The sequence below is a fragment of the Streptomyces fulvorobeus genome (genome assembly GCF_013167895.1).
In the GTDB taxonomy this organism is placed as follows: Bacteria; Actinomycetota; Actinomycetes; order Streptomycetales; family Streptomycetaceae; genus Streptomyces; species Streptomyces fulvorobeus.
The window spans coordinates 6,163,129-6,188,136 of record NZ_BLWC01000001.1; the positions used below are offsets into that span (position 1 = coordinate 6,163,129).

A 25,008-nucleotide genomic window follows, 5' to 3' on the forward strand; every position below is an offset into this window, starting at 1 on the left:
GAGCTTCCGCCCGCCGCGCGTCCAGAAGGTGTCCCCCCACCGCACGGCACTTCCACCAAGGAGGAAGAGCTTGTCCGTCACCCGTTCCACACCCCGGATCAGGCCCGCTTCGCTGCTCGCCGCCTTCGCCCTGGCCGCCGGCCTGCTGGTCGCCACGCCCCCGTCCGACGCAGGCGCCGCCGTCCCCGCCACCATCCCCCTCACCGTGACCAACAACTCCGGCCGGAGTGACCAGGTCCACGTCTACGTCATCGGCACCGAACTGGCCACCGGCCGCCAGGGATGGGCCGACGCCTCCGGCACGTTCCACCCGTGGCCCGCCGGTGGCAACCCCCCGACCCCCGCGCCGGACGCGTCGATCCCCGGCCCGGCCAGAGGCCAGGCGCTGACGATCCGGATGCCCAAGTTCTCCGGCCGGGTGTACTTCAGCTACGGCCAGAAGCTCGTCTTCCGCCTGACCACCGGCGGTCTGGTGCAGCCCGCCGTGCAGAACCCGAGCGACCCCAACGCGAACATCCTCTTCAACTGGACGGAGTACACGCTCAACGACTCCGGCCTGTGGATCAACAGCACGCAGGTCGACATGTTCTCCGCCCCGTACGCGGTCGGCGTGAAGCGTCCCGACGGCACGACGAAGACCACCGGCCACCTCAAGCCCGGTGGTTACAACGGGTTCTTCAACGCCCTGCGCGCGCAGCCGGGCGGCTGGGCCAACCTGATCAGGACGCGCTCCGACGGCACAATCCTGCGGGCCCTCGCCCCCGGCCACGGCATCGAGGCCGGCGCGCTGCCCGCCACGGTGATGAACGACTACGTCAACCGCGTCTGGACCAAGTACGCGACCCAGACGCTCACCGTGACGCCCTTCGCCAACCAGCCCTCGATCAAGTACTACGGCCGGGTCTCCGGCGGCGTCATGAACTTCACCAACGGCAGCGGCGCCCTGGTCACCAGCTTCCAGAAGCCGGACTCCGACAGCATCTTCGGGTGCTACAAGCTGCTCGACGCCCCGAACGACCTGGTCCGCGGCCCCATCTCCCGTACCCTGTGCGCCGGTTACAACCGCTCCACCCTGCTCACCAACCCCAACCAGCCCGACACGAGCAGCGCCGGCTTCTACCAGGACGCGGTCACCAACCACTACTCCCGGAAGATCCACGCCCAGATGGCCGACGGCAAGGCGTACGGCTTCGCGTTCGACGACGTCGGCGCGCACGAGTCGCTGGTTCACGACGGCGACCCGCGACAGGCGTACATCACGCTCGACCCGTTCAGCTGACCGGAGCGGGGACCACGACCGGGCCGGGGGTGTCGGCGCCCCCCGGCCATCCCGCGTCCCGCGTGGCACTCCTCCAGGAGCCGCCGCCAGATCTCGCTGATCGTCGGGCAGGCCGGGGCGGCAGCTCGCTGTTCATCGGGGGAGGGGGAGGCTGTGGCGGCGTGCTGACGCCGGACCTGCGCCCGATCCATGGGCATCAGCAACAACGCCGGCCACGTACGCCGGTGTTCTCACGCCTTGTACGCATGGGGGTGCCCGGTTGGAGTAACCGCGCAAGCGGCGGCGCGCCAGTCGCGGGGGATGTGCCGTAGGCGGCGCGGAACGCGCGGCTGAAGCGGGGCAGGCTGGTGAAACCGAAGCGGTGAGCGATGACCGTCTGTCGCGTTGCGGGTGAGTAGGTCAGTCAGGTGGGGTGGTTGTGTTCCCGCTTGGGTGGCGAGCCGGATGAGGAAGGGGATGACCAGCGAGGCGATCTCGGTATCGGCGTGCAGGGGTACGGCGGTCAGACGCGGAAGGTCGGACTGGGAGATGCCCAGCATCGATCGAGGTGTCTGCAGAACGTGCGCACGGAAGAGGACGGGAAGGAAGTGGGTTGCAGTGCGACCTGGTTGCCGTTCGGATCGATCACGAAACGGCCTGAGTCCTGGACGCACACGTTGAGGTGATCGTCGGCGACCCCGTCGATCCTCCGTGTCGGATGGCGGACCTGGATAGGGTCGGAGGCCGCTGTGACCACCGGCAGGGCGCCGAGCTCGGTGGCTTTGAGTCTGCCATGGCCGGAAGTGTCAGCCGGCGTGGAGACGTCGAGGCGGACGGAGGCGAGCTCCCCGTACGTCTGGCTGATCACTTCGTGCCAGTAGGCCAGTAGGCCAGGCGGTCAGCAGCGGGCAGCATGGCGGTGGACAGCTCGATAATCATGATCCACCTCCCTCGCAGGGTTGTTGACGCTTCTCACTACGCGCCGGAACGAGGGCGAATTCAACGGAGACGACGGTCAGGGACAAGTCTCCGGGCACGCTGGAGCATTCGCGTGCGGCGACTTCCCCTCGTAGCTTCTCCTCATGCAGTACGGCCGTGTGCAGGGCTGGACGCGCGTCCGCGTCGTCCCCACAGCCGAGTTCGCACGATGGGAGAGACAGCCGGGACACGAAGAGCGCCGGCGATACACGACAGTTCCGAGCGGAGCCCCACCAGCTGCGGGCGGTCCGCGGAATCGCCGGCCGCTGACATGACCGGCATCTTCGACCTCATCGATTCATCTGCTGGGCGCGGGTCTTGGGGACCGCCCTGATTGCGGATCGGCACCTGAAGCGTCCGGAGGTGAAGGTCAGTCGTGGTCTTGAGGCCAGCAGGGGATCAGTGTCCGTAGTCAGATGCGCTACGCCGCTGGGTGAACGGCGCCCTTCTACCAGGCGGTGGCGTGCTCGGGCGTTCCGCAGACGCAGCGCGGTGCCGCAGCTGTCCTCCGGAACCCGCCAGGCCAGTCACCTGCTCTTTTTGTTGAACCATCCGAGCGACTGGAAGACGGACGCGCCGATAACGAGGACGCCGAGAGGAACGACCGTGAACCAGGTGGCATCGGCATTCACGGCCGCGAGCAGGGCGATGGCGCCGAGGGCCAGCGCCAGGAGGCCGAGCATGCCCAGAAGGACTCGCATCTTGGAAACCAACGGAGGACTCTCCAATGTTCAGACGGGCTCTATTGACCAGACAGCGTTCGCTACCCGGTGGACAGCTGGCGACGGTTGCCCGGTAGGGAGTCAGCGAGCTCCCCGGCGTGACACCACGGCTCCGTCACGGAGCGCATGGAGTGAGTCTCCCAACGCTGCCGTCCCGAGGCGTCAGTAGAAATACGTAATCGAAGACGTAGGTCACCGGTCGGCCCGGGGCGGGGCAGCGGCCAGCCGTGCAGTGAGCCATTGCCGATCTCACCTGTCGGATGGCAGTTGGCCTGACGGATGGAGGAAGCCCCTGGTAGCTGGTGTCGACCAAGAGAACCGTCTCCACCGGAGGCTTCGTACGCTTGTCTACCCGTCCGGCGTCGACGTTCTCAGCTCTGCCCTGCGCTTCCTCACGGCCCGCCTGAGGCAACAGCGTCGTCTTCTCGGCACCCGATGGCGGCGCCTGAGCGCGGGTCGCCAACCCTGCGGATCAAGAACGCCGCCGGCGAGTACATCGCCGCTCTCTGCCTGAACCTCGACGTGTCCGCTCTGTCGCCGGTGACACTTGCCTTGCCGAACCTGGTGGCCACGGACAGCGAGCACCGCGAGCACCCGCTGGAAACCCTGCGGGACAGCAACACCCGCAAGCTACGCCAGGCGGTACAAGCGCTGTCGGCGAAGCGCGCCGCCACTCCCAGGTCGCTGAGCCGGGAAGAGAACGCTCGTACGGCAGCTGCGCCAGGACGGGTACTTCGACTGGCGTGACGCCGCGCAGACCATCGCGGACCTGCTGGGCGTATCCCGGGCAACCGTCTACAACTACGCCGAGTGAAGGGCGCCAACCGTGACCTCCGCAGGACCACCCACCGCGGCCGCCCCCTCACCCCAACCCAATCCGCGGCTGGACACGGGCCGTTTGCTGCACATCACCGAGGAACAGACCGCCGCGCTCATCGACCAGGACCTGGCCCTGGAAGCGGCCCGCGCCGCCTTCGCCGCGACGGTGGACGGCACGGCCTTTCCCAGCCTCACCGTGCACGGTTCCGATCCGCGTAACCGCTTCACCCTCAAACCATCCGCGTCCGCCACTCATGCCGGGGTGAAGATCGGCACCTACTGGCCAGGCAACACGGACTACGGGCTGCCGCGCCACTCCGCGAAACGCCACAACAGGTCGGCGAGTTCGGCCGGTCCTGCGAGCGTGTCACTTCTGCCCTTCCTGCCGTCGCTGTCGCCATGGCCGGGGAAGGCAACGGCGATGACACGATGTTCGGCCGCCAGGCCGGGCAGAACGCGATTGCAGTCACTGGCTGGACGACCGTTTCCGGGTATCAGGAGCAGCGGCGGGCCACCGCCGGCCTCGACATAGCGAAGGGTCGTATCGCCGACACGTATGCTGAGCTCCTGCATCCAGGGTGGAGTGCTTTCCATGGCCTTCTCTTTCACGCTTCAGAGGCGTGCGGCCCCCGGGGGAAGATGCACCGGCGCTTGTCCGCACAGTTTCCTGCCAATCGGTAAGTCGCCGTCTGTGCAAGGAGGATGGCCGACTGTTTTCATCCAGAGGGGGGTGGAGAACACGCGAATCGCCGACGAGAACCGAACAGCAATATCCTGCCCTTCGGCGCGGGGGCAAAATTCTTTAAAAGGGGCGCTCGACGCATTGCGGCCGATTGGCGAGCGCCGTCGCGCCGTACGGTTACGCCGGAGTCAGACGGTCCATGCCGATGGCGTGCTGCCGTCCGGAGGCAAGGGCCGTGCCCAGCTTGGCCGGCCCCCGACCGTTGCCGTCGTTGCGAAGCCGGAGCGACTGCGTGGCCGGCACGCTACCGATCTCGGCCGGTGAGGAAGCGATCAGGATGCCGTTGACGGACTGGCGAACGCCACCGGGCGGGGCCAGTCTCTCCTGGGGACTCATGCCCTTGCGTACGGGGGGCATCTGCCCGCGCCAGTTGGGTGCTGGGCATTGTTCACCTGCCTCTTGTCGGAGAACCAAACTGGCCCCGACCCGTCTGGATGTTCTATTCGAGGGCGCCGTAAGGGCCTGTCGCTGTGCGGTGGCTGACATGATGGGTCCGGTCTCTGGGGAGAGGCCCGGAGGCGGGCGGGCTGCCCCCAGGTGGTTTCACGGATGAGACGGATGAGAGGGCATGGGGTGCCGGTGAACAGGCTGGTGATTACACCGGCGGTGGTCGGGCGGGATGCCGTGCTGGCGCTGGCCGGTGAGCTGGACATGGGCAGCGAGACCCTGCTTGCCCGGGCGGTTCGCGAGCAGATCGAGGCGGGCTGCAGGCGGATCGTGCTGGACTGCGTGGGCATCTCGTTCTGTGACTCGCGAGGGTTCAGCGCGCTGCTTGAGGCCCGCCAGCAGGCTCGCGAAGCGAAGGGGGCTCTGGTGCTTGCCGCGGTCCCGGAGCAGCTTCAGTATGTGCTGACTCTGCTTGGCGCGGACAACATCTTCACCATCGCCTCCACCGTTGAGCAGGCACGCCTCTTGCTTGCCGCTTCCGCAGCGGACAACGAGTCGGGTCCCGCGTAAGCAATCCCGCTGCCAGAGATCCGCGGTCAGGCAGGGAGGCCATGCGGATTCACCTCGATTCGGCCCGTTCCCCAATATCGAGTCCAGTGCCGGGCAGGCGTATCACCAGCACCACGCGCCGCCGCCCGCCTGCCCTCTGGGGGAACCTCGTCCATGAACGCGAACATGCAGCGCCACATCGACCTGGACGGCACCGCACAAGCGCCCGCCCAAGCCCGCGAGACCACCACACGCTTCCTCGCCGAAGCCGAACGCATTCGCGGCTGCCCAGCCGGCCAGAACACCCTGCACGCGGTGCTGCTCGTCGCCAGCGAACTGGTCTCCAACGCCGTCCGCCACGCCCCGGGACCCTGCTCCCTGTGTCTCACTCTGCACGATGGGGGTGTGCTGATTGAGGTCAGTGATACAAGCCCCGTCTCTCCGCGCCTACGAGCCCCGGACATCACGGGCAGGTTCGGCGGCTGGGGTTTGCAGATGGTCAACCGGCTGGCCGGTGAACTCGAGACGGTGCCCGGCCCAGGTGACGGAAAGACGGTCGGTGCACGCCTGCCTTGGTGATTCTCGCGGGAGAAGGCCGCAGTCCGTTTGACGGGCTTTACGGGGAGCGCCTCCACGCGTGGAGCGCGGGAGAGCGGGGTAGCCGTGCGTCATGTTCTTCTTCAGTAACCGGATCGGCTGTCTTGGCTCCCTGCTGATCAGCGCGGCAGCGACCGGCATCTTGATTCTGGTGTACACGCGCTGATCGGCCCCTTGCCGCCACCGCATCCCCTGGAGCGCGGCGCAGCAAGCACGGCCTCCCGCGACCCGGCGGGGATCGTCCAATGCGCGAGCCGAATTTCTGGCTCCATCGGTAGTGAAGAAGCCAGCTTCGTTATCAGCGCCCAACGGCACGATGGTCCGGCGAGGGCTGCTTGGGGACCGCAGTTACGACCACGTACAAGTACCGCCGTCTGGTGCGTGCGTTCCGTGTGCAGCCGCTGTTTCGCCTGACGCGGCACCGAGTACGGATCCAGGGCACGGGGCCCAACGCTGGGCCATGAAGTGCTCGCTCGCCCACCTGCACTGGTTTCGCCGACTCCGGATGGGCCGCCCAGCATGCTGGGGTTCGAACATGTCGGCGGTGAAGAGCGGGACAGCCGCCTGCCCGAAGCGTGCTTGGATTCCTGTTCTGTTCGGAAGCGGACAGGGGTGTGGGCCGCAACCACCGGTTGCGGCCCACACCCCTGTGGTGACAAGAGAAGGTTCAGTGCTTTATGGCGTCCTTGGCATGCTCGCCGGCCTGCTTCACGTCACCCTTGGCCTGGTCGGCTTTGCCCTCCGCTTGGAGGCGCTTGTTGCCGGTGGCCTTGCCCGCGGTCTCCTTGGCCTGGCCCTTGAGCTTGTCGGCGGTGTTCTCGGCCTTGTCAGCAGCACCCATCACGCTCTCCTCACGTCGTTGTTCTGACTGTCTGCTGCCCCAGATCAGACCCGCTACGCCGCGTGCGGTATCCGAAGGAGTCATGGCGGTCGGCGCTAGGGGTCATGGCGGTCGGCGCTGAACTTTGGTGAGACCGATGCTTCCGAATCGCCGTTTACAACGGTCGGACTGGGGCAAGTGGCGGTTCACAACCTGATGCCGCGGCCACAACGGGCGCCGTGGCCCTTACTACTTTTGGAGTGCGTACGCATGGGAATCATTGCCTGGATCATCCTGGGACTGCTGGCCGGTGCGATCGCCAAGTTCCTGCTCCCCGGCCGTGACCCGGGCGGCATCCTCGTCACCATGATCCTCGGTGTCCTGGGCGCGTTGCTGGGTGGCTTCCTCGCCCAGGCCCTCTTCGACGTCGACCCGATGGACGGCTTCTTCGAGGTCTCCTCCTGGCTGTCGGCGATCATTGGCTCGCTCATCCTGCTCGTCATCTACCGAGTTGTAGCGGGCAAGCGACACCGCGCCTGACCACTACCCCCCAACCTGATCTCCAGCGGGCACCGGAATTCCCCTCCGGTGCCCGCTTCGCTGTGCCTCCCCGTGGCGTCACCATTGGTTGGTGGTCCCGGTACGGACGTACCGGCCCGGGGTGATGCCCACGACCCGTTTGAAGTGCCTGGTGAGGTGGGACTGGTCGTAGAAGCCGGCGGCGGTCGCTACCTCGCCTGGCGGCTGACCGTCGAGTAGCAGACGCCGGGCCAGGTCGACGCGGCGGGACATCATGTACTGGTGCGGAGCGATGCCGAAGGCGCCGCTGAAGGCACGTACGAGATGCGTAGGGTGGGCGTGGACCAGGCGCGCGGCCTCTTTCAGAGCGACGCCTTCAAGCAGGCGCTCGTCGAGGAGATCGCGCAGACTCTGAGCGATGCCGCGGTCGGGCTCAGCGCTGCCAGTGGCCGGCTCAGGGCGCAGTTGCTCGCGCAGTCGTTCGCTGATGAAGGCCAGACGGCTCTCTGCCTCGAACTCGTCTCCCGTGTTCGCGAGGGCTGTGTGCAGCTGTCCGACTCGTCTGCGCAGGACCGGCTCGGCGAAGTCGGTGTTGTCCACCGCTGGTCCGATGAAGCTTGCGTCCAGCTGAGTCATGTCGAGGTAGAGCACGCGCTTGTGAAAGCCGTGAGGAGTGGCGGGCGAGCCGTTGTGCGCGATCTGCGGCGGGAGCAGGCTCACGGTGTCGCTCGGAGTGCCGCGCTCATAACGGTCCAGATCGTAGCGGATCGCGCCGTCATCGACGATCAGCAAAGTCCAGGCGTCATGGACGTGCATGGGGTACGCGTGCTCGGTGAAGTGGGCGTGGAAGACCTCCACGACGCCCGCGACCTGCGGGCGCCAAGCGGAGATCTCCTGCCGGGGTGTCACGCTAAGAACGTACAAGACGGAGAAGGCATGCACGTTGGAGTCTCGAAGCATGAGAACCGAGAACGAGAACGAGACCGGTGCCGGGGCTGAGGCCGGTGCAGTGGATGAGAACGTGCCTGTCCGCTTCGACACCAAGATCGCCGTCCTGCTGCGCGAGGATCTTGAGTCCTGGCAGCGGCTGAATGTGACCGCGTTCCTGGTCAGCGGGCTCGGCACGGTGTCACCCGAGGTGATCGGGGAACCGTACACGGACGCCGACGACACCGCGTACCTGCCGATGTTCCGCCAGCCCGTGCTGGTCTTCGAGGGGACGAAGGAGATGTTGACCGCCGCGCACGGTCGGGCGCTGTCTCGCTCGCTACCGAGGACCGTGTTCACGTCAGATCTTTTCCACACGGGCAACGACCGGGACAACCGGGCGGCCATACGGGCTGTGGGCAAGGACCAGCTCGATCTGGTGGGAATAGCCATTTACGGGCAGCGCAACGCGGTGGACAAGGTCCTCAAGGGTGCGCGAATGCACCCTTGAGTAACTTCAGATCCGCCGATCCCGAATCGGTACTCGGGTGGGGTGTCACCTTTCAAAGGGAGCGATAGACGCCCCCGTACACGACGACACGGCCAGCATGGGATCACCCTTTGTCGCCCTCACAGGCCAGAACTCAGCTGGCAATCGTGACGGTGCAACTAGCGCGCCATCTGAGCGCTGGTGGCAACAAGACTGCCTCGTCGGTGACAGTTGTCCTGCTCCGTGCGGTGGGCACCCCAGGTCGGCGGATAGCGACGGTGACAACTACCGTGATAGGTGCCCCGGTCGCCCTGATCTCCATCATCACCGCCCTCTGTGCCCCAACGGCGCAGCGGTCGCTTCTGTTACGGGCGGCACTTGGCGGCGCTGGTCGGTGATCAGCACGGTGCCCGGCTGAGAGCTGCTCAGCCGGGCACGTTTCGGACAGCAGTCAAAGAGTGCGGGATCTTGGGTCAGTGTGGGCTGACCGCCGACGGTTCGTCAGCAGGGGAGAGTGGACTTGCCGGCCGCACCGGTGGCGCCGGTGGTGCCGTCCGCGGTGGACGTGGCGGCGGTGCCATTGCCACCGGGCTGGCCCGGGCAGACCGGGCTGGCCGCACCTCCGGCGCCACCGAGGCCGCCCCTGTAGCCGCCTCCTGCCGTCGCAGCGCCGCCGTTGCCGCCCTTACCGCCAGCGATGCCCACACCGGAGTTGCCGACACCGCCTACGCCACCCTTGCCGCCCTTGCCGCCGAGCGTGGCGCCGCCGCCGGTGCCCCCGGCACCACCGTTGCCGTTGGCACCGCCGGCACCTCCCGTACCGCCGGCGCCGCCGACGCTCGATGTACCGCTGGCGTTGCCGCCGTTACCGCCGTTGCCGCCGTTGCCGTTGGCCCCCGCAGCGCCACCGGTGCCACCGAGGCCGCCGAGCCCGCCGCTGGTCCCGACACCGTTGACGCCGTTGGCGCCGGGAAGACCCAGGATCCCGAGTGCGGTGTGCGCCCGGGCGCTGCCCGAACCGGACTGGGCGGAGGCGAGGGCAGGAGTGAAGGTGAGTCCGGCTACGGCGATCGAAGTGATGAGGAAGGTCCGTGCTGTGGCCGTGGTGCGCATGAAGCGCATGGGGTACGTCCTTCGGTTTGCCGTCGGGGAGATTCCCCGACTGACACGCATCAACGTAGAGACACTGACCGCGCTTCGCACCCAGAGAATGAATATATGTCTTTAAATAGACTGATCCATTAAACTTTGGCCGCAAAATCAAAGAACGCGGGAAGATCATACGTTTCGCCCGCAACCGTGGCCGCACCTGGCGGCCCATCGGCAATCCGGCGCCGGTCCGTGTCCACGACTTCGCCGATACACAGCTGCGCAAGGCCGTCTCTTATGGCATCTACGACTTGGCGGGAAACATCGGCTGGGTCGGTTGCTACCGACCACTACACGGCCACGTTCGCAGCGGAGTAGCTCCGAGGCTGGTGGCACGGTCAGGGCCAGGCCGTCTACCCCGCGAAGTTTCCGGCAGCAGCCGGGCCTTCTCCGCCCGCAGCCGGGCCCGCTCGTCGGCATCCGCCGGCACATTGGACGCAGCCGGACGACCGTCGGTGTCACGCACCCGGGTCCGCAGCGTCTCGATATTGACGTGCGGGCCGGCCGCGACATCCCGGAACGTTCGCCTGCCGACCGAAGCCCGCCACAACGCCATTGCGTCAGACCGGAACTCCGCACTGTACTTCGAGGGCCTTGCCACGCATGTCCACACCTTGTAAGTGTGTCCCCACCACAGGTATCACCTCACCCGCCCGACTCTCCATGCCCCAGGCCATCAGACACGTTCGGCCAGCGAGGGTGGTGTATGCCGCAGCCGCTGCGCGCCCAGCTGTCCGACAACAAAGCTCGGAATGCCTCCAATAGCACGCATAAGGGATACGTCCCAAACGCTCCGTACTTCCAGTGGTAGTAGTCGGTCGTCCGGTTGATCTGTCGGAAGGGAGGCGCGGGGCCGTCGCGGAACCACGGTGGTCCCCGGCGCGAGCGGGCACGGGCCCCACACCCCTGGTGCCCGGCCTGGCTGCTTCGTCGGTCACCCAGCGGCAGCCCGCCGCGCGCCCGTGGGCCAGCTGGTACCGGGACAGCGCCCTCCACGGCGATATGAGGCTACTTTCTAGGGCAGCGCGACAGGGACTTCAGCCATGCCGCTCTTGAAGAGGCATGAGCACGTCATGGGCGCCACGGGTGTTAAGGCCAGCGTCACTCCGGGCGACGTCGACCGTTTCTGGCAGGCATTTCTCCGCTGCTTCGAACTGGAGCACGCCTTCCGCTTCGCGACACGGCATCTGGCTGGATCACCCAGAAACTCAGCACTCCCCGGCCGCGGACCGCTGGATCTGGATCCTGATCGTCGCCACACTCAACTCCACGGCTCGGGTCGAATGGGCGTGCTTCCCCGGATGACCGCCGCCCCGGCCCACGGTCCAGGGAGCGATCCGGTTTCACCCGCTACGCTGGCTCCATGCGCACCGCCTGTGTGCAGGTCTTCAACCGCAGCTGCATGATCTGGACGCCTCAAGATCCAGGCATGAACCCTCGCTCTGCCTGGTAGGAGTGCCAGTCGACGCGTCCCCCGGTACCCAGGACTTCGGCGGGGGAGGACAGCGCACTGGGGTGGTCCCGGAGTTCGCGCCGGGTGATCCGGGTGACGAACGCGGGAAACAGGGGACGCAGAGGTTGACACCAGCGGAGCCACGGTGGGGCGTAGATATGGGTGGCGCGATGGGTGATGCCCTGGGTGAGCCACCGGGCGACCTGGTCGGCGGTGTGGACGCGGCGGGCGGGACGGGGTTGGTTCCGTCGCAGGGCGGCCAGGACCGGGTCGTCGTCCATGCCGTTGAGCATGTCGGTTCCGGTCCAGTGCAGGTAGGCGATGCCGACCTGGACCCCGTCCGGTTCGACCTCCCCGCGCAGCGCGAGAGCGAATGACTCTGCCCCCGCCTTGGAGGCGCAGTAGGCGCTCATCATGGGCGCGGCGCCGAACGCGGCCGTGGAGGCGATCTGGAGGAAGTATCCGCGGGTGGCGGTGAGCTGCGGCAGGAACGCGCGGGCGGTGTTGGCGGAGCCGGTGAGGTTGACGTCGATGACCCGCTGCCACAGTTCGGCGGCTGTGCGGTCGAACGGCCCGCGCACGGCTATTCCGGCGTTGGCCACGACCACGCTTGCGGGGCCGAGTTCGGCTTCCACGCGGCGCGCGGCGTCCGCGAGCGCCGCGCGGTCGGTGATGTCGGACTCGATGCAGATGCTCGGCGCGGGCAGAGACCCGGCGGCCACCTCCAGGGTCTCCCTCTCCCGTCCGAGGAGCGCCACGCGCATACCGGCATCGGACAGGCTTCGCGCGAGGGCTTCACCGACGCCACGAGCGGCACCGGTGACGACCGCGACCCGCCCGCGCAGAGGGAGGCCGGGAGTACGGTGGCCTCGGCGCCCACCAGGGGTGTCGTGCATCGTCTCTCCTTGCCCTGTGGCGAATGACGCTGCGAACAGTTGCTCCCCCGGACCACCGTCGGGCCGCGAGCCGGCGCCCGCAACCGGGCCCCGGCCATGACCACTGACACGACCACCGCCGGGTGCCGCATGAGGCCGACAGTGACGGGGCGGTTCGCATGCGGCGCGTCCGGAGAACTGCCGCCTGTTCCCGGGTCAGGCGATGTCGTCGGGGGCGAGGTCGGGGCGGAGCCGGTGCCAGGAGGGGTGGCGCAGTCGCCCCGCCCGGGTCCGGGTGGCGTAGCGGACCTCGCCGACCAGGCGCGGAAGCACCCAGCGGGCTCCGGCGATCGGTGGCACCTGGGTGAACGGGCAGGAGCCGGTCGTGGCGGCCTGGAGGAGCTCGGCCAGTGCTACGCGTTCGGTGTCGCTCCAGCCGGTGCCCACGCTGCCCGCGTACCGGAGTCCGCCCTCGCTGTACTCGCCCAAGAGCAGGGCACCGGGCAGGCCGGCGAGCCGGCCGTGGCCGGGTACCCACCCGCCGACGATGACATCCAGGCTCCGGACGTGCCGGATCTTGATCCACGCCCGGGAGCGGACACCCGGTTCGTACACCGAAGTGAGCCGCTTCGCGACGAGCCCTTCGAGCCCTGCGACCTTGCTCATCTCCAACGCCTGTGCCCCGTGCCCCACGACCGAAGCAGGTGTCGACCAGTACGCACCCGCGAGTCCGAGACCTTCGAGCAGCGCGCGCCGCTGGGCGTAGTGCAGCTCTGTGACGCTGGTCGCGTCGAGGAAGAGCACGTCGAAAATGATCAGGTGAGCGGGTACCTGCTGTGCCATCCGGGCCGCTTTCGCGGGTGCTCCGGACAGCCCCATCCGGGACTGCAACAACTCGAAGTCGCTGCGCCCCTGGTCATCGAAGGCGACGATCTCACCGTCCAGGACGGCGGGCCGACCGAGGGCGGAGCCGAAGGGGGCGAGTTCGGGGTACGCCGCGGTGATGTCCGCCCCGGACCGCGACCGCAGGACCACGCTCCCGTCGCCGGGCAGGTAGATAGTGGCCCGCTGGCCGTCCTGCTTGACCTCGAACCCGAACTTCTCCTGAAGCTCCGGGGGCGGAAGGGGACCTGGTGTGGCGAGCATCGGAGCGACCTGCGGGAGGGTCGGTGGAGGGGAAGCACTGTGTCTCCCCTCTGCTCGCTTCCTACCGGTGGCCTTCTCCGAGGGCGTCTTCTTGCTGGGCGGCATCGCGTGGACGGTAGCGTCCCGGCCTGCCGATCCGATGTCGCCTCGCCCTTTCGGTGGTGCGCAGGGGTGTACGTGTACGCCGACCGGGTGACGGGAAGGGCGGGGGCCGCGCTGAGTCGACCGACCGGCAATCCGAACCGGACCTACCACTCCGTAAGCGACTGCCATGTACTTTCCCCGCTGCGCGACCGCAGGAGTTGCGTCATCGTCCACGAGAACCTGTGGGCCGCACCCGGGCGACAGCCCTGCGGCGCAGCGGAGTGCGGATGGTGCGGGCTGCCCCGTGATTCCTGGTCGGCGCACGACGACCATTACGGCACCTCGCGGGGCTGTCGGACCACCTGCATAGGTCCGGTATGTGGCGTCCCTCCGCCTTACGATGCAATGCATCTGAGCCCGCGCGCTGATCCACCCGGGACTACGGGAGAGTCCTTCGCAGCCGCCCCCTCACCCCGGGCACAAGGCGTCTGCTTTGTCGTGGCCTCGTCGCGGGTAGCCGCACCGCGGTCATCCGCGGGACCACCAACGCCGTGTCCCATCGGGTATCGCGCGGTCCGATGGATGCACCAGGACGAAACACCACGGTCCAATGAGCTCGTGCGAAGTGCGTGCCAAGCCGTGGGGCCATGTTTTTGCGCGACGTCCGCCCAGGGCAACCGCAGCCGCTACCCGGCGCTTCGGTTGCCGCCATCGCCTCGGCAGGCAGGAGTGGGTCTCCCCGGCTGTCGTGATCACGAAACCTGGTGGTCCGCTGGCGCCGAGATGTGGAGTTACGACAGGGGGATGAGGACGGTGATCTGTTTGCCGTCCGGAGTCGGAGTAATGGTCGCGTCTCGAGCGAGACGGCAGATGAGCGGCCATCCGAATCCGCCAGGCTGGAAGTTGCCGGCGGCAGACGAATCGGTCTGGGCCGGCCGCTCCGTGGAAGCGTCGGCCACCTCCAGGAGCAGCCCTTCCTCGACGACCATGACTCCGAAACCGGTGAGACCGTTGCCGTGCCGGATCGCATTGGTGACCAGCTCCGACGTCACCAGCAGCACGTCTGCGACGACGACCTCGTCGAGCGCCTCGCGCTTCGGATCGGAGAACGTGCTGGTGAGGAGTGCGGTGACGCGTGCACGCGCTTCGGCTGCGGTTTCGGGTATGCCCTGCCCGGTCCGAGCGTCGCGACCACCGCTCTCAGTGGTCACGACGCTCGGACCGGGCAGGCCGCTACCCGTGGCCAGGGCATCTGTGTTCGCCATCACACGATCAAGCTGCCCCATGGCGGCCATCCCATGCCGGACTCGCCCATTCCTTGGAGGAGGGCGTTCGCTGAGGGCCCGGCGTCGATGCTGTGATGAGAATCAGGTGGTCACCGCGGAGTCGGCATCACTCACCGTGGGAAGTCGGCCGACGGTTTCGGTGGCCCGAAGCAGGCGGCGCAGAGCCAGGGACGGCGCAGCCAACACGACCTGGGTGTCGCCGGAGCTGACGTCGAGCAGGGCCCGCAGAAAGGCGACATCGGCGAAGGTGACAGCTGAACAGTCGACCACGATGCGCCGAACCCGCTCCTGGCGGACTTCCTCCAGCACTTCGACCAGCGAGCTGGTGGTGTCGGCGTCGAACTCTCCCTCCGCGTACAGCAGGCACTCGCCCTGGAACTCTGCGTCGAACGCTCTGAGCCCAGCCCTGCCGCTACGGTGCCGAGCCTTGCGAACTGTGGGCATTGCCGCTCTCTCTCCGTATGACCGACCTGCTGTCGCTGAACGGCTGGGAGTCTCGGAATGCCCCCGCTTCGATCCGGAACACCCCTTTGGTCTCGGGATGCCGCCAGGACTTCGCGGCACAGGCTGCAACGGTTCGTTTCCTGACCTTCTTGGGCACGGGGGCGTTACGGCGTACTCGCCGGATGGACATCGCCGGCCCCCTGCGGCCAACGTTGCCTGGGGACGGAAGGCGCGCTTCGCTCATTCCCGGGTGCACCGTCCGGAACGCGCCTCCAGCCCATCTGCCGTCTCATCGATTCGATCAGTGCCCATGCCGACGGCCAGTGGCGCCGCAGGCCCCCTCCCGTCCTCACCCGGGCCCGCGGCGGCCGGTTCCGTGCTCGTGGCGCGTCCGTAAACGGACGGCGTACCGTGAACCACGGGACGCCAGGCCAGGCCCCGCACAAAGGGGAGGGGAAGATGGAGACGGAGCGGTTCGACAGCGGGAGCCTTGAGGTAACCGAGGAGTTCCTGTCTCGGGCTTACACGCCTATGCGAATCGGCGGACGGCCGGAGAACACGCAGGCGCGCATCGTCCGGAACTCGGCCGAGGGCTTGGTCGTCGATCGTCTGGCGTTCGGCTACACCATGTCCTACGACGCCGAGCCCCTGGACAAGGTCTGCCTGATCACCGTGCACAAGGGCACTCTGGTGGACACCACGGACGGCAGACACGACGTCTACGGCCCCGGAGAAACCTATCTCGTCGCCCCTCCGGACCGCCCCTACACCGGTGAGCTGCGCTCGGCCCGCTACACCATCACCATGTTCGACCCCGCTCTCCTCGAAGAGGTAGCCGCTGTGGGCGCCCATGCCCGCGGACCGGTCCAGCTCACAGGTCAACGTCCACTCGACACGACCGCCAACAAACGCTTGGGCAGTACCATCGCCTTCCTGCGGGACCATGTTCTGACCGGCCCCGCCACCGATGGCCTGGTGGTCGCCACCGCCGCCCGGCACCTGGCTGCTGTCGCCCTGAGCGCGCTCCCCAGTACCGCGACCCAGGACGAAGGTCATCCCACCGACAGCCGTGACGCACATGCCGACACCCTGCGCCGGGCAAAGGCATACATCGAGGAGAACGCCCACAAGGCCATCGGTCTCGGAGACATCGCTGCCGCCGCCTTTGTCACACCTCGCGCAGTGCAGTACGCCTTCAGTCGTCATAGCGACACCACCCCGCTCGGCCACCTGCGCCAGGTCCGTCTCACCCGTGCCCACGTCGCGCTCAGAACCGCGGACCCCCAAACCTCCAGCGTCACCCGGATCGCGGCGACATGGGGCTTTCCGCATGTCGGCCGCTTCGCCGCCGCGTACCGGCGGCTCTACGGCGTGACCCCCGCCGTCACCCTCCGCACCCGATGGTGAGTGCCCGCCCACGCGCCCGTGGTGCCTGCAGCCTGCTGAGGAGCCCACACGCTCGCCGACGCCCGGTGGCCCCCGCCCGGGAGGCAGGGGCGGCGGGCGCGTTGTACGAGAGGCCCCGCTGTTACCGGACGACGGCCGGCCCGTAGCTGCCGGAGGGCTGTTCATACACGCCGAGCTGCTCCACTCTCGCCGTTAAGGCGCTGCACCGACATGGTGCAGCCGCGCGGTAGCCGACTGAGACTGGAGCGGCTGCTGTGGTGCCGACCGGCAGCCGCCCGGCGGCGGGGCTCTCCCGATCCGGTGTGCGGCTGCCGGGCCGGGATACGCGGTGGCGGTCAGTACCTCACGTCGGCGGCGACTGCGCGGTGGCCGGAGTACTTCCCTCCGGTCATCTGCTCGGTGACGGTGGTGGCATTACTGAAGCCGTTTCCGCTCCTGACCAGAAGGAAATCGATCCGGTAGTTGGTGGTGGTGTTGTAGGCGGACGAGCAGTCCCGGGCACCGCATTTCTCCGCTATCGGGTCCCGGAAACCGTAACCACGGGCGTTGTCCCACCAGTTGGCGGAGGCGGGCGGGGCGTTGGTGTCGCCCGCGACGATCTTGAGGGTCCCTCCCAGCCGGTCCACGGCCTCGTTGGCCTCCTTCATGTTCTCGGCCGCGCAGTCGGGCCCGTGCCAGGTCCCGGTCGGCCAGTGGACGGAGGCCGCCGTGACGTCCTCTCCGGTCACTGTGTCGTGGAGCCGTACGGCGATGTTGTGCACCCGGTCCTGGCTGGTCGTGGTCGGTTCGAGGTTCTGGCACCCGCCCGTACCCGCTTCCGGGTCGGCGGGGGCGTCGGACCGCCAGGTGGTGGCCTGCTCGAAGGTGAGCCGGTCGGACCTGAAGACGACCGCGTTGGTCTGCTGGTTCTTCAGTTTGCCGCAGGTGCTGGTGTATCCCATCGAGCCCGGTTCGGCGATGGCGATCCGGCCAGAGTAGGTACCGGGCAGTTCGTCGGACAGACGCTTGGTCAGGGCGGCCAGTTGAGCGGTGTTCGATACCTGTTGCACGGTGAAGATGTCAGGGCTCTTGGGCCGGTTCTTCAGGTAGGAGACGAAGAGGCCGAAGTCGTCGCCGTAGCATGTTGCCGGTACCATGTTCTCGACGTTGTTGTTGTAGACCACGAGGAAGTCGGGCGACGTGTTGACGTCAGCCTCGGCAACGCCGGCTCCTCCCACGACCGCTGTAGTCAGTGCGGCGGTGAGAACCGCCAGCGCGCGGTGAACTCTCTTCGGGCTGCGGCGGCTGCGTTCGGACATCTCGGCTCCTTCGTGTCGACTGTCAGGCCCGTGAGCGTTCCACGGCGGAATTAACATCGGGCATCCGCGGGAAGAAGCGTTCCGGACGTCCGGGCCGTAGGCAATCCCTCTCGTACGCGCCGCCGGAAACTCAACTCTTCGAACCGGCGCTGACGAGGTACAACCCGGGCGCGGTCCTTTCGGTCTAGTCGTGGCGGTTGGCGGCGGCCCGGTACTGCTTGTACACGTTGAAGCAGCGCTCGGCGACCCTGCGCTGTTTGTCGTGCTCCTTGTCGAAAGCGGGTGGGCTGCCGCCGTAACTGCCTGGGCGGCGAACCTTGATCCGCGCGAGGACCTTCGAGAGAAGCAGACTCCATCGGCTTGTTCGCGCTACACAAGTCCCGCAGCCAAGCGGTGAGTTCGGTGCCGGCCTCACTGGAGCGCGGCTTCGGACGGTCCTCCGGATCCACAGCGGATCCGCTGCACGCGGACGTTGCCAGCAGCACGGAGAGGAGCGGCAGTAGGCGACGGCGCACTGTTGAGACCCCGCATGGACGTTGCATGAGTTCATCGGTCATCTGTGATCTGTCGGCAGGTCGTGAAGGATGACGGTGGCGATCGCGGCTCCCGCCCTGTGTGACTGCCATGTGCTTGCTGCCGGAAGCCGGCGGGGTGACCCTGACCGTGAAGGACTGTCCACCCGGTGCAGACACGAGCGTGAATCAGGCGCGGGAAGCGGGCATCCGTGGGGCGCGGCGTCCGGCGACTCCAGGGTCTCTGTATTCGGTGAGCCACCGGCACTTCCGCGTGTGCTCGTCGGCCGTCTCGGCTCCGGGGGGGAGGCTAACTCCGCGACCACGCGCGTGACATGTCTTTCGCGCCCAACAGGTCTGGACACCTACCGCTCGTCGTCGAAGGCAGCTTCGCATGATCCACGGCTTCGAACGCCTCCCTGTCCGCCGGGAGAGACGAGCAGACATGTACGAAGCCTTCCTCGAGCTGTCTGCCGCGTCATCACGCACCGACAGGTCATGATGACCCCGAATCCAAGTTTTATACCTTGTTTACATCTCCTCTTCGGGGCAAGTCGGGGAACAGCAGCGTCGATCTCGACGCGGTCCCCTACCGCGGAGTGCCTCAGGTACTTCGCCCGACGAGCTAAGGATGCCTGACATGAGCGCTACGAATCCGGCCGGTAACCCGGTCGCCCACGCCGGTACCGCAGGGACGGCCGCCCACCGGCCCCGCCGACTGTCCACCGAGACGAAGTCGGCCCTGAAGACGACCGAGTTCTTCAGCTACCTCGCCTCCGTGGTGGTAGTCCTGATCGCCTCCGCCATGGTGGGGTCCGAGGACGGGCACGCCGACTACTTCCGCGCCGACAAGGCATGGCTCTACGTCGTCATCCTGACAGTCGGCTACATGATCAGCCGCGGCCTGGCCAAGTCCGGCAGCCGCGACCCCTACGACGACAACTCCCACTGACCTCTCAGCGCGCCTCCGGTTTCTGGCCTCACCGCACCAGCGGTTGAGGCCAGAACCGTTTTCACGACGACGCGGTCAAGCCTTGGACGGCACCGGCGTACAGCCCCAGAAGTCTGGAACAGACAGTGTCGATGCAGTCCCGGAAACGCTAGAGGCGCTGCGTCTCACTCCTGGTGGCGCCCGCCCCGGCCTCGACGCCAGGGGCAGGCCCGTCGCACAGAACGACCCCACCGCACTCGTCACCGGCGACACCGACTTCCTCAACCGGCTGGACGATTCCGGGGCATGCGTACGGGAGCGACACAACGCCCCGGCACCCCCTGGTCGGTTACGCGGTCGCGCACCCGGCCACCGCTCCGACATCGATGAGCGCCCCGTCTGGTTCTCCGGCTCGACGCTCGCCTGTGACCTCTCCCTGCCCGGGTCCGCGACCGCTTCCAACCCGCCCGGTCCCTTGACACCTCGACGACATTGTGGCTGGTCAGGGCGGTGAAATGGTCAATCTGACCTTGAGTCATAGTGGGCGCCATGGACTATGACGTAGTGGTGGCCGGAGGCGGCCCGGTCGGACTGATGCTGGCCTGTGAGCTGCGGCTCGGAGGCGCGCGAGTGGCCGTCCTGGAGCGCCTCACCGAAGTGGATCCGACGATCAAGGGCGGGGCGATCACCACGCCCAGCGCCGAGGCACTCCACCGCCGGGGCATGCTGCCGGCGCTGGCCGAGTCGCAGCGACAGGCGATGGACCGCTTCCAGGCGTTCATGCGCGAGCGGAACGGCGGTCACGGAAAGGGGGCAACAGGCCAAGGTCTCGGCTTCGTTGGGCACTTCGCCGGCATCATGCTGCGCGCCGACCTGGTCGACCGTACGGAACCGGTCTTCGGCGACGCCGGACCCGCAGCCGAGATCAGTCTCGTGACGCAGCAGGAGATCGAGCGGCTGCTCGGAGACCGGGCGGACGAGCTCGGCGTCGACGTGCGCCGGGGAGCAGAGCTGACAGGCTTTGACGCGGACGACGGGTCCGTCACCGTACGGACGACCGACGAGGAGATACGAGCCGCCTGGCTCGTGGGCTGTGACGGCGGCCGCAGCACGGTCCGCAAGCTTGCGGGGTTCGAGTTTCCCGGGACGGCCCCGGAGACCACCTGCCACCAGGCGGTCGTGGAGATGACCGGCGCCGAGGAGCTGAAGGTCGGCTGGACCGCCACGGACACCGGGGTGTACGCCCACGGGCCGATGCCGGGCCGCGTCGTCACCGTGGAGTTCGACGGCCCGCCGCCCGACCGGGACGTACCGGTCACCCTTGAGGACCTCCAGGCGCGGCTGCGTCGCGTCTCCGGCGTGGAAGTCACGATCACCCGGGTGCGGACCGCGACACGCTTCACCGACCACGCCCGCCAGGTCACCGAGTACCGCAAGGGCCGGGTGCTCCTGGCGGGCGACGCGGCGCACGTGCACTCCGCGTTCGGAAGCCAGGGACTCAGCCTGGGCATCGGGGACGCGATGAACCTCGGATGGAAGCTCGCCGCGGTGATCGGCGGCCGGGCGCCAAGCGGGCTGCTGGACACGTACACCTCAGAGCGGCACCCGGTCGGCGCGTGGGTCCTGAACTGGACCCGGTCCCAGGTCGCGGCCATGCGCCCGGACCCGCAGTCCCGGGCACTGCGCGAGATCGTCAGCGACCTGGCGGAGACGGTCGTGGGCACCACGTACCTGTCCTCGCGGCTCAACGGTGCCGGAGTGCGGTACGAGCTGCCGGGCGAGCACCCTCTGACCGGCCGCAGCGCCCCGGACCTCGCACTCACCAACGGCCGCCGCCTCGCGGACCACCTCCACAGCGGCCGGGCGCTCCTGCTCGACCTCACCGACGACCCGGAGCTCCGGGCCCTCGCCGCGGGATACGCCGACCGCGTCGACACCCTGACGACCGGCTGCCACTCCCGCCCGGAACTGGCGGCAGTCCTCGTCCGTCCGGACGGCTTCACGGCCTGGGCGGCCGACGCGGGGGTGCAAGCCCCGAAGTCGACTGCCGGGCTGGCGAGAGCGCTGGAGGAGTGGTTCGGCGTGCGGGAGGGCGCGGTGACGACGGGCTGATCCGCCGCTCCGGGTGGGGCGGGGGCGTGAACTGTGCTTGCTTGGACGACAGTGCTCTCCGCAGCCGCACGTAACGAGTAGTGCGGGGGATTCCGACTGCGCCGACGGCCCAGGCTGTACGGGTGCCGGGCACGAGGCGCAGGTCGTGCAGCACGAAGTGCTGGCGCCGGTCCTTTTCGGTGATCTTTCCGGAGTGGCGGGCGACCGGCTCCGGATCCTTGATCACGCGCTGCGTGCAGTCGGCGGCACGGTGCTGCTCGCTGCCCACCGTGCTGCCCGGGACGAGCCCCCGCGCCGTCCCCGGTCGCCGACACGGTGAGCTCGTAGGCACTCTCCCCAGAGATCCCGAAGGCAGTGGGGACTTTCCGCCAGCGTGAGATCAGTGATCTGCAAGAGTAACCGGCCAGACCTCTGAGCCCGGTGGTCCGAAGGCCGTCCCCCGATGGCCAGGAGCACGCGCCGGACTGGGTCCCCGGGAACAAGCACGCCGTCGGTCAGACGCCGCTACCGCTCCGACACGAGGATGTCGATACCGCCTCACACCCCCGCGTGTGTTCCGTCTGCGGTGCGTTCCCCTGGCACGCCTGCGCTGTGCCATGTGCTGCCCTGTCTTCCTCCGGCACCACATACTGCGCGTCGTCCAGTGACTGTCCGGTGAAGTACCGCAGCGCCAGGTCCGCTACATCGTGAGCTCGTTCCAGTACGACCCAGTGGTCTGACTCGCGCATGGTGACGAATCTGCTGTTCTCGATCGTGGTGGTGAAGGCCCGCTGATCGTTCACCGGAGTGAGGGTGTCGTGCTCGCCGCTGAAGACCAGTGTCGGCACCCCGGTGAGGCCGCCGTCCAGGAGGGCGGGTCCCGAGCTGAGGACGTGGTCCAGTGAGGCCCGGGCGTGTGGCGTGCGGGAGTAGGTATGGAAGACGGCCCGCTTCACATACCGGTAGGCCAAGTGGCGGTTGAGTACCGGGCGGTTGGGGTCCATGCACAGCATCGACTTGGCGAACAGTGCCGCGAAGTCGTGGAGCCGCCCGGCCGCCAGCTCAGCGGCCAGCTCACGCAGCCGTGCGTACTGCGCGTCGGACATGGAGGTCGGAACTCCGCCAAGCACGAGCCGTGCGATCCGCCGGGGCTGTCGCTGGGCGCAGAGGTAGGCGACGGCCGATCCGAAGGAGTAGCCGAACAGGTTGACGCGCTCCAGGCCGAGGTCGTCGATGATCTGCTCGATTGCCCGGCAGAGCAGCGGGAGTGCGTCGCGCACGGTCAGTGGATCGGCGCTGCCCGTGCCGGGGAGGTCGGCGGTGATCACGCTCGTCACCGGTCCCAGCCGGTCCTCTATCTGAGGCCACCCGTACATGCCCTGCAGGGCGCCGCCCAGGACGAGAACCGGCTCGGTGGTGGTGCGCGGTCCTGGCACCAGTCGGTAGGAGTACGACAGCCCGTCCACGGTCAGGGAACGGACGATTTCCTCGGTCATGAGTTCCTCACGTTGCTGGCGCATACCCGGGCGGAGCACCGGTTGCGGCTGGGTCACGCGCGGGTGAGCACAAGGGCGGCGGTGAATCCGCCGAAGCCCATCGACGTCTTCACCGCACAGTCCAGGCGGGCGGGCCGGGCTTCCTTGGCCACCACCTCCACCCGGATACCAGGATCGAGGGAGGTGAGGTTGGCGGTGGCAGGAATGAGCTGGTCGCGCAGAGCGAGCACGCTCAGCGCGGTCTCGATCCCCCCGCTGGCCCGAGGGTGTGCCCGGTCATCGCTTTGGTGGACGTGACGAGAGGGCCTTGTCCGCAGACCCGGGCGATAACGGCGCTCTCCACCAGGTCGTTGACAACGGTCGCGGTGCCGTGGGCATTGACGTGGTCGACGTCCGCACCGTCGAGCCCCGCGTCCGCCAAGGCGGCGCGCAGCGCCCGTTCCAGCCCAGCCCCGTCGGGGGCGGGTGCGACGGTCGCGTCGGCGTCGGTGGCGGCCCCGTACCCGGCGAGCTGGGCCAGGACCGTAGCGCCGCGCGCACGGGCATGCTCGAGGGACTCCAGGACCAGTACTCCGGCGCCCTCCCCGAGGACGAAACCGTCCCGGTCGGCGTCGAAGGGGCGGCAGGCCGCCGCCGGGTCGTCCCGGCGCGTGGACAGGGCTTTCAGCTGATTGGCACCGGCCACCAGCAGCCGGTTGGCGACGGACTCCGCACCGCCTGCGATGGCGATGTCGCAGGCGCCGGCCCGCAGCAGTTGCAGGGCCGTGCCGAGTGCATGCGTGCCCGAGGCACAGGCCGTGGAGACAGCGAAACTGGGACCGCCGGCGCCGAGATCGCGACACACGCTGTCGGCGGCACCACTGACGGGCGTCAGCAAACCCACCTTGGGCGAGACCCGCCGCGGCCCTCGTTCACCGAGTACGGCGGCCTGTTCGTCGTAAAAGGGCAGGCCGCCGTGGCCCGAGCCGATGACCACCGCGACCCGGTTGCCGTCCCATACGTCGCGGTTGAGCCCCGCCGCCGCGACCGCCTCGCGAGCCGCGACCACTGCCATCTGAGCGAAACGGTCCATCAAGCGGGAGGTCGCCACCCCCAGTAGCGCGTCGGAATCGAACCCGCCGACGGTATACGCGAAATCGCAGGGCATGCCCTCCAGCGCCGGATGCGGCCCCACGCCGGACGGCACGGTGGATCGCGTGATCCGGTGCCACGTCTGTTCGGCACCGATACCAGCCGCGGTGACCAGCCCCACCCCGGTCACCGCCGCGGACGATGCGCCGCGGGCCGCCTTCACATGGCCGCCTTGATGCCCACAAGATCGATGAGCTGGGCGAGGGTGTGCCGAGAGGTCAGATGCACGTCGTCCAAGTCGATGGCCATCCGTTCCTCGATGATTACCCGCAGTTCTTCAAGAGCCAGGGAGTCCATACGCAATTGATGGAGAGGGGTGTCCGCCGGGACCGACTGCGGATCGATCCCGAAGTGCTGCATCAGTACGTCCTGGACATGTCGCGCGGCATCCACGCAGGCATCCATGGGCCCCTCCTGTTGCGTCGGTGTCCGGACAGCGATCGGCTGCTCCGGTTGCTGAACGCTCGAACCGATCGGTAGTTACGATCCCGTCGCGGTCCCTGGATCGAAGACGTTGCATACCAGGATAAATCGTGCGGTGCTTCCGATTATCACGTCGATGGGCGCGGCAGCGGATCCCGTTGGCGCCGCACGCCCGGCCACCGCACCGGTGCGCTTCCGGGGGCGCCGCGTTCTCGCCACTGCACCGTGGTGCACGCACGGAAGGAGATGGTGTGCGAACGGGTCCGGCCGCGCGCACCGGCTCCTCGTGCGGCCGGACCAGCGCACGGGGCGAGTACCCGTGCACGAGCTTCCGTCGAGGCATTGACACCGACCAGTACCTACATCGCGGACCGGGTGGCCACCAAGCTGCGCTGGAACCTGACCGTCGACGACACCGAACGCGCCACCTGACGGAGTTGTCCGTGGGCCGCGGCCCGTGGACCCTTGATCACA

The 25,008-nt window shown here is 68.0% G+C and carries 24 protein-coding genes and 3 pseudogenes; 13 read left to right on the plus strand and 14 right to left on the minus strand.

Annotated features, from left to right (window positions below):
* The first annotated feature begins 70 nt into the window (after positions 1-70).
* Entirely contained in the window at positions 71-1,279 is a 1,209-nt protein-coding gene (locus tag Sfulv_RS27925) for a glycoside hydrolase family 64 protein (RefSeq protein ID WP_173317203.1), read from the plus strand.
* Positions 1,280-2,763: 1,484 nt separating this feature from the next.
* Here Sfulv_RS27925 and Sfulv_RS27935 read toward each other — a convergent pair.
* Positions 2,764-2,937 carry a hypothetical protein gene (locus tag Sfulv_RS27935; protein ID WP_246353261.1) on the minus strand — a complete coding sequence of 58 codons (174 nt, stop codon included), beginning with the start codon at positions 2,935-2,937 and terminating at the stop codon, positions 2,764-2,766.
* Positions 2,938-3,393: 456 nt separating this feature from the next.
* Here Sfulv_RS27935 and Sfulv_RS27940 point away from each other — a divergent pair, with 456 nt between their 5' ends.
* The 3 genes from Sfulv_RS27940 to Sfulv_RS30850 all read left to right on the plus strand — a co-directional run bounded on the left by Sfulv_RS27940 (position 3,394) and on the right by Sfulv_RS30850 (position 4,309).
* The gene (locus Sfulv_RS27940; RefSeq protein WP_305961411.1) at positions 3,394-3,705 is read left to right on the plus strand and encodes a putative transcriptional regulator; all 312 of its coding nucleotides are present in this window, start codon (positions 3,394-3,396) and stop codon (positions 3,703-3,705) included.
* Positions 3,674-3,772 (plus strand): helix-turn-helix domain-containing protein, encoded by a 99-nt coding sequence (locus tag Sfulv_RS31300; RefSeq protein WP_305961406.1) that lies wholly within the window; start codon positions 3,674-3,676, stop codon positions 3,770-3,772. The genes Sfulv_RS27940 and Sfulv_RS31300 overlap by 32 nt, the downstream gene beginning before the upstream one ends.
* Before the next feature lie 84 nt (positions 3,773-3,856).
* Positions 3,857-4,309 carry a hypothetical protein gene (locus tag Sfulv_RS30850; RefSeq protein ID WP_246353262.1) on the plus strand — a complete coding sequence of 151 codons (453 nt, stop codon included), beginning with the start codon at positions 3,857-3,859 and terminating at the stop codon, positions 4,307-4,309.
* 327 nt (positions 4,310-4,636) lie between these two features.
* On the opposite strand, the gene Sfulv_RS27950 is transcribed toward Sfulv_RS30850, so the two are convergent.
* Positions 4,637-4,855, minus strand: a complete 219-nt coding sequence (locus Sfulv_RS27950; RefSeq protein ID WP_173317206.1) for a hypothetical protein — start codon at positions 4,853-4,855, stop codon at positions 4,637-4,639.
* 243 nt (positions 4,856-5,098) lie between these two features.
* Between Sfulv_RS27950 and Sfulv_RS27955 the strand changes: the two genes are divergently transcribed.
* Together Sfulv_RS27955 and Sfulv_RS27960 are read left to right on the plus strand one after the other, a co-directional pair.
* Complete coding sequence (locus Sfulv_RS27955) at positions 5,099-5,476, plus strand: STAS domain-containing protein (protein WP_173317207.1); 378 nt, start codon at positions 5,099-5,101, stop codon at positions 5,474-5,476.
* A 153-nt stretch (positions 5,477-5,629) separates the two neighbouring features.
* Positions 5,630-6,034 (plus strand): ATP-binding protein, encoded by a 405-nt coding sequence (locus Sfulv_RS27960; protein WP_173317208.1) that lies wholly within the window; start codon positions 5,630-5,632, stop codon positions 6,032-6,034.
* A gap of 685 nt (positions 6,035-6,719) precedes the next feature.
* On the opposite strand, the gene Sfulv_RS27965 is transcribed toward Sfulv_RS27960, so the two are convergent.
* Positions 6,720-6,893 carry a CsbD family protein gene (locus Sfulv_RS27965; RefSeq protein WP_173317209.1) on the minus strand — a complete coding sequence of 58 codons (174 nt, stop codon included), beginning with the start codon at positions 6,891-6,893 and terminating at the stop codon, positions 6,720-6,722.
* A gap of 249 nt (positions 6,894-7,142) precedes the next feature.
* Here Sfulv_RS27965 and Sfulv_RS27970 point away from each other — a divergent pair, with 249 nt between their 5' ends.
* Positions 7,143-7,412, plus strand: a complete 270-nt coding sequence (locus Sfulv_RS27970; protein ID WP_173317210.1) for a GlsB/YeaQ/YmgE family stress response membrane protein — start codon at positions 7,143-7,145, stop codon at positions 7,410-7,412.
* A gap of 78 nt (positions 7,413-7,490) precedes the next feature.
* Here Sfulv_RS27970 and Sfulv_RS27975 read toward each other — a convergent pair whose 3' ends face one another.
* On the minus strand, positions 7,491-8,351 hold the full coding sequence (locus Sfulv_RS27975) for a helix-turn-helix transcriptional regulator (RefSeq protein WP_173317211.1): 861 nt from the start codon (positions 8,349-8,351) through the stop codon (positions 7,491-7,493).
* Here Sfulv_RS27975 and Sfulv_RS27980 point away from each other — a divergent pair.
* Positions 8,350-8,829 carry a DUF2000 domain-containing protein gene (locus Sfulv_RS27980; RefSeq protein WP_173317212.1) on the plus strand — a complete coding sequence of 160 codons (480 nt, stop codon included), beginning with the start codon at positions 8,350-8,352 and terminating at the stop codon, positions 8,827-8,829. The genes Sfulv_RS27975 and Sfulv_RS27980 overlap by 2 nt on opposite strands.
* Positions 8,830-9,309: 480 nt before the next feature.
* On the opposite strand, the gene Sfulv_RS27985 is transcribed toward Sfulv_RS27980, so the two are convergent.
* Positions 9,310-9,930: a hypothetical protein gene (locus Sfulv_RS27985; RefSeq protein WP_173317213.1), complete on the minus strand. Its 621-nt coding sequence runs from the start codon at positions 9,928-9,930 to the stop codon at positions 9,310-9,312.
* Positions 9,931-10,100: 170 nt separating this feature from the next.
* On the opposite strand from Sfulv_RS27985, the pseudogene Sfulv_RS31740 reads away from it, so the two are divergent.
* A pseudogene (locus tag Sfulv_RS31740) lies at positions 10,101-10,272 on the plus strand (ISAzo13-like element transposase-related protein); the annotation flags it as partial.
* A 1,101-nt stretch (positions 10,273-11,373) separates the two neighbouring features.
* Here Sfulv_RS31740 and Sfulv_RS27995 read toward each other — a convergent pair.
* The 4 genes from Sfulv_RS27995 to Sfulv_RS28010 all read right to left on the minus strand — a co-directional run bounded on the left by Sfulv_RS27995 (position 11,374) and on the right by Sfulv_RS28010 (position 15,245).
* Positions 11,374-12,306, minus strand: a complete 933-nt coding sequence (locus tag Sfulv_RS27995) for an SDR family oxidoreductase (protein ID WP_173317214.1) — start codon at positions 12,304-12,306, stop codon at positions 11,374-11,376.
* A gap of 195 nt (positions 12,307-12,501) precedes the next feature.
* The gene (locus Sfulv_RS28000; protein ID WP_173317215.1) at positions 12,502-13,431 is read right to left on the minus strand and encodes an ATP-dependent DNA ligase; all 930 of its coding nucleotides are present in this window, start codon (positions 13,429-13,431) and stop codon (positions 12,502-12,504) included.
* An 875-nt stretch (positions 13,432-14,306) separates the two neighbouring features.
* Positions 14,307-14,801: an ATP-binding protein gene (locus tag Sfulv_RS28005; RefSeq protein ID WP_246353263.1), complete on the minus strand. Its 495-nt coding sequence runs from the start codon at positions 14,799-14,801 to the stop codon at positions 14,307-14,309.
* 81 nt (positions 14,802-14,882) lie between these two features.
* Complete coding sequence (locus Sfulv_RS28010; RefSeq protein WP_173317216.1) at positions 14,883-15,245, minus strand: STAS domain-containing protein; 363 nt, start codon at positions 15,243-15,245, stop codon at positions 14,883-14,885.
* Positions 15,246-15,776: 531 nt separating this feature from the next.
* Here Sfulv_RS28010 and Sfulv_RS28015 point away from each other — a divergent pair.
* Both Sfulv_RS28015 and yidD read left to right on the plus strand, forming a co-directional pair.
* Positions 15,777-16,652: a helix-turn-helix transcriptional regulator gene (locus Sfulv_RS28015; protein ID WP_305961392.1), complete on the plus strand. Its 876-nt coding sequence runs from the start codon at positions 15,777-15,779 to the stop codon at positions 16,650-16,652.
* A 146-nt stretch (positions 16,653-16,798) separates the two neighbouring features.
* On the plus strand, positions 16,799-16,882 hold the full coding sequence (gene yidD / locus Sfulv_RS31635; protein WP_218578096.1) for a membrane protein insertion efficiency factor YidD: 84 nt from the start codon (positions 16,799-16,801) through the stop codon (positions 16,880-16,882).
* A 105-nt stretch (positions 16,883-16,987) separates the two neighbouring features.
* Here yidD and Sfulv_RS29865 read toward each other — a convergent pair whose 3' ends face one another.
* Together Sfulv_RS29865 and Sfulv_RS30860 are read right to left on the minus strand one after the other, a co-directional pair.
* Positions 16,988-17,950, minus strand: a complete 963-nt coding sequence (locus Sfulv_RS29865; RefSeq protein WP_218578070.1) for an exonuclease/endonuclease/phosphatase family protein — start codon at positions 17,948-17,950, stop codon at positions 16,988-16,990.
* A gap of 187 nt (positions 17,951-18,137) precedes the next feature.
* Positions 18,138-18,260 (minus strand): annotated as a pseudogene (locus tag Sfulv_RS30860) (IS5/IS1182 family transposase); the annotation flags it as partial.
* Positions 18,261-19,102: 842 nt separating this feature from the next.
* On the opposite strand from Sfulv_RS30860, the gene Sfulv_RS28025 reads away from it, so the two are divergent.
* Together Sfulv_RS28025 and Sfulv_RS28030 are read left to right on the plus strand one after the other, a co-directional pair.
* On the plus strand, positions 19,103-19,414 hold the full coding sequence (locus Sfulv_RS28025) for a hypothetical protein (RefSeq protein ID WP_173317218.1): 312 nt from the start codon (positions 19,103-19,105) through the stop codon (positions 19,412-19,414).
* Between the two features lie 528 nt (positions 19,415-19,942).
* Positions 19,943-21,505: an FAD-dependent monooxygenase gene (locus Sfulv_RS28030; protein WP_173317219.1), complete on the plus strand. Its 1,563-nt coding sequence runs from the start codon at positions 19,943-19,945 to the stop codon at positions 21,503-21,505.
* 494 nt (positions 21,506-21,999) lie between these two features.
* Here the strand turns inward: Sfulv_RS28030 and Sfulv_RS28035 are convergent, their stop codons facing one another.
* The 3 genes and pseudogenes from Sfulv_RS28035 to Sfulv_RS28045 form a co-directional block, all read right to left on the minus strand.
* Complete coding sequence (locus Sfulv_RS28035; protein WP_173317220.1) at positions 22,000-22,980, minus strand: alpha/beta fold hydrolase; 981 nt, start codon at positions 22,978-22,980, stop codon at positions 22,000-22,002.
* A 53-nt stretch (positions 22,981-23,033) separates the two neighbouring features.
* Positions 23,034-24,274 (minus strand): annotated as a pseudogene (locus tag Sfulv_RS28040) (beta-ketoacyl-[acyl-carrier-protein] synthase family protein).
* Positions 24,271-24,504: an acyl carrier protein gene (locus Sfulv_RS28045; protein WP_344571527.1), complete on the minus strand. Its 234-nt coding sequence runs from the start codon at positions 24,502-24,504 to the stop codon at positions 24,271-24,273. The pseudogene Sfulv_RS28040 and the gene Sfulv_RS28045 overlap by 4 nt, the downstream one beginning before the upstream one ends.
* Positions 24,505-25,008: the final 504 nt, after the last annotated feature.

Excerpts from the sequence above, each read along its gene's own strand:
- Sfulv_RS27935 (WP_246353261.1), bottom strand. The coding sequence starts at position 2,937 with ATGCGAGTCCTTCTGGGCATGCTCGGCCTCCTGGCGCTGGCCCTCGGC.
- Sfulv_RS27940 (WP_305961411.1), top strand. The coding sequence starts at position 3,394 with ATGGCGGCGCCTGAGCGCGGGTCGCCAACCCTGCGGATCAAGAACGCC.
- Sfulv_RS27950 (WP_173317206.1), bottom strand. The coding sequence starts at position 4,855 with ATGAGTCCCCAGGAGAGACTGGCCCCGCCCGGTGGCGTTCGCCAGTCC.
- Sfulv_RS27960 (WP_173317208.1), top strand. The coding sequence starts at position 5,630 with ATGAACGCGAACATGCAGCGCCACATCGACCTGGACGGCACCGCACAA.
- Sfulv_RS27965 (WP_173317209.1), bottom strand. The coding sequence starts at position 6,893 with ATGGGTGCTGCTGACAAGGCCGAGAACACCGCCGACAAGCTCAAGGGC.
- Sfulv_RS27970 (WP_173317210.1), top strand. The coding sequence starts at position 7,143 with ATGGGAATCATTGCCTGGATCATCCTGGGACTGCTGGCCGGTGCGATC.
- Sfulv_RS27980 (WP_173317212.1), top strand. The coding sequence starts at position 8,350 with ATGAGAACCGAGAACGAGAACGAGACCGGTGCCGGGGCTGAGGCCGGT.
- Sfulv_RS27975 (WP_173317211.1), bottom strand. The coding sequence starts at position 8,351 with ATGCTTCGAGACTCCAACGTGCATGCCTTCTCCGTCTTGTACGTTCTT.
- Sfulv_RS27985 (WP_173317213.1), bottom strand. The coding sequence starts at position 9,930 with ATGCGCTTCATGCGCACCACGGCCACAGCACGGACCTTCCTCATCACT.
- Sfulv_RS27995 (WP_173317214.1), bottom strand. The coding sequence starts at position 12,306 with ATGCACGACACCCCTGGTGGGCGCCGAGGCCACCGTACTCCCGGCCTC.
- Sfulv_RS28000 (WP_173317215.1), bottom strand. The coding sequence starts at position 13,431 with ATGCTCGCCACACCAGGTCCCCTTCCGCCCCCGGAGCTTCAGGAGAAG.
- Sfulv_RS28005 (WP_246353263.1), bottom strand. The coding sequence starts at position 14,801 with ATGGGGCAGCTTGATCGTGTGATGGCGAACACAGATGCCCTGGCCACG.
- Sfulv_RS28010 (WP_173317216.1), bottom strand. The coding sequence starts at position 15,245 with ATGCCCACAGTTCGCAAGGCTCGGCACCGTAGCGGCAGGGCTGGGCTC.
- Sfulv_RS28015 (WP_305961392.1), top strand. The coding sequence starts at position 15,777 with ATGCGAATCGGCGGACGGCCGGAGAACACGCAGGCGCGCATCGTCCGG.
- Sfulv_RS29865 (WP_218578070.1), bottom strand. The coding sequence starts at position 17,950 with ATGTCCGAACGCAGCCGCCGCAGCCCGAAGAGAGTTCACCGCGCGCTG.
- Sfulv_RS28025 (WP_173317218.1), top strand. The coding sequence starts at position 19,103 with ATGAGCGCTACGAATCCGGCCGGTAACCCGGTCGCCCACGCCGGTACC.
- Sfulv_RS28030 (WP_173317219.1), top strand. The coding sequence starts at position 19,943 with ATGGACTATGACGTAGTGGTGGCCGGAGGCGGCCCGGTCGGACTGATG.
- Sfulv_RS28035 (WP_173317220.1), bottom strand. The coding sequence starts at position 22,980 with ATGACCGAGGAAATCGTCCGTTCCCTGACCGTGGACGGGCTGTCGTAC.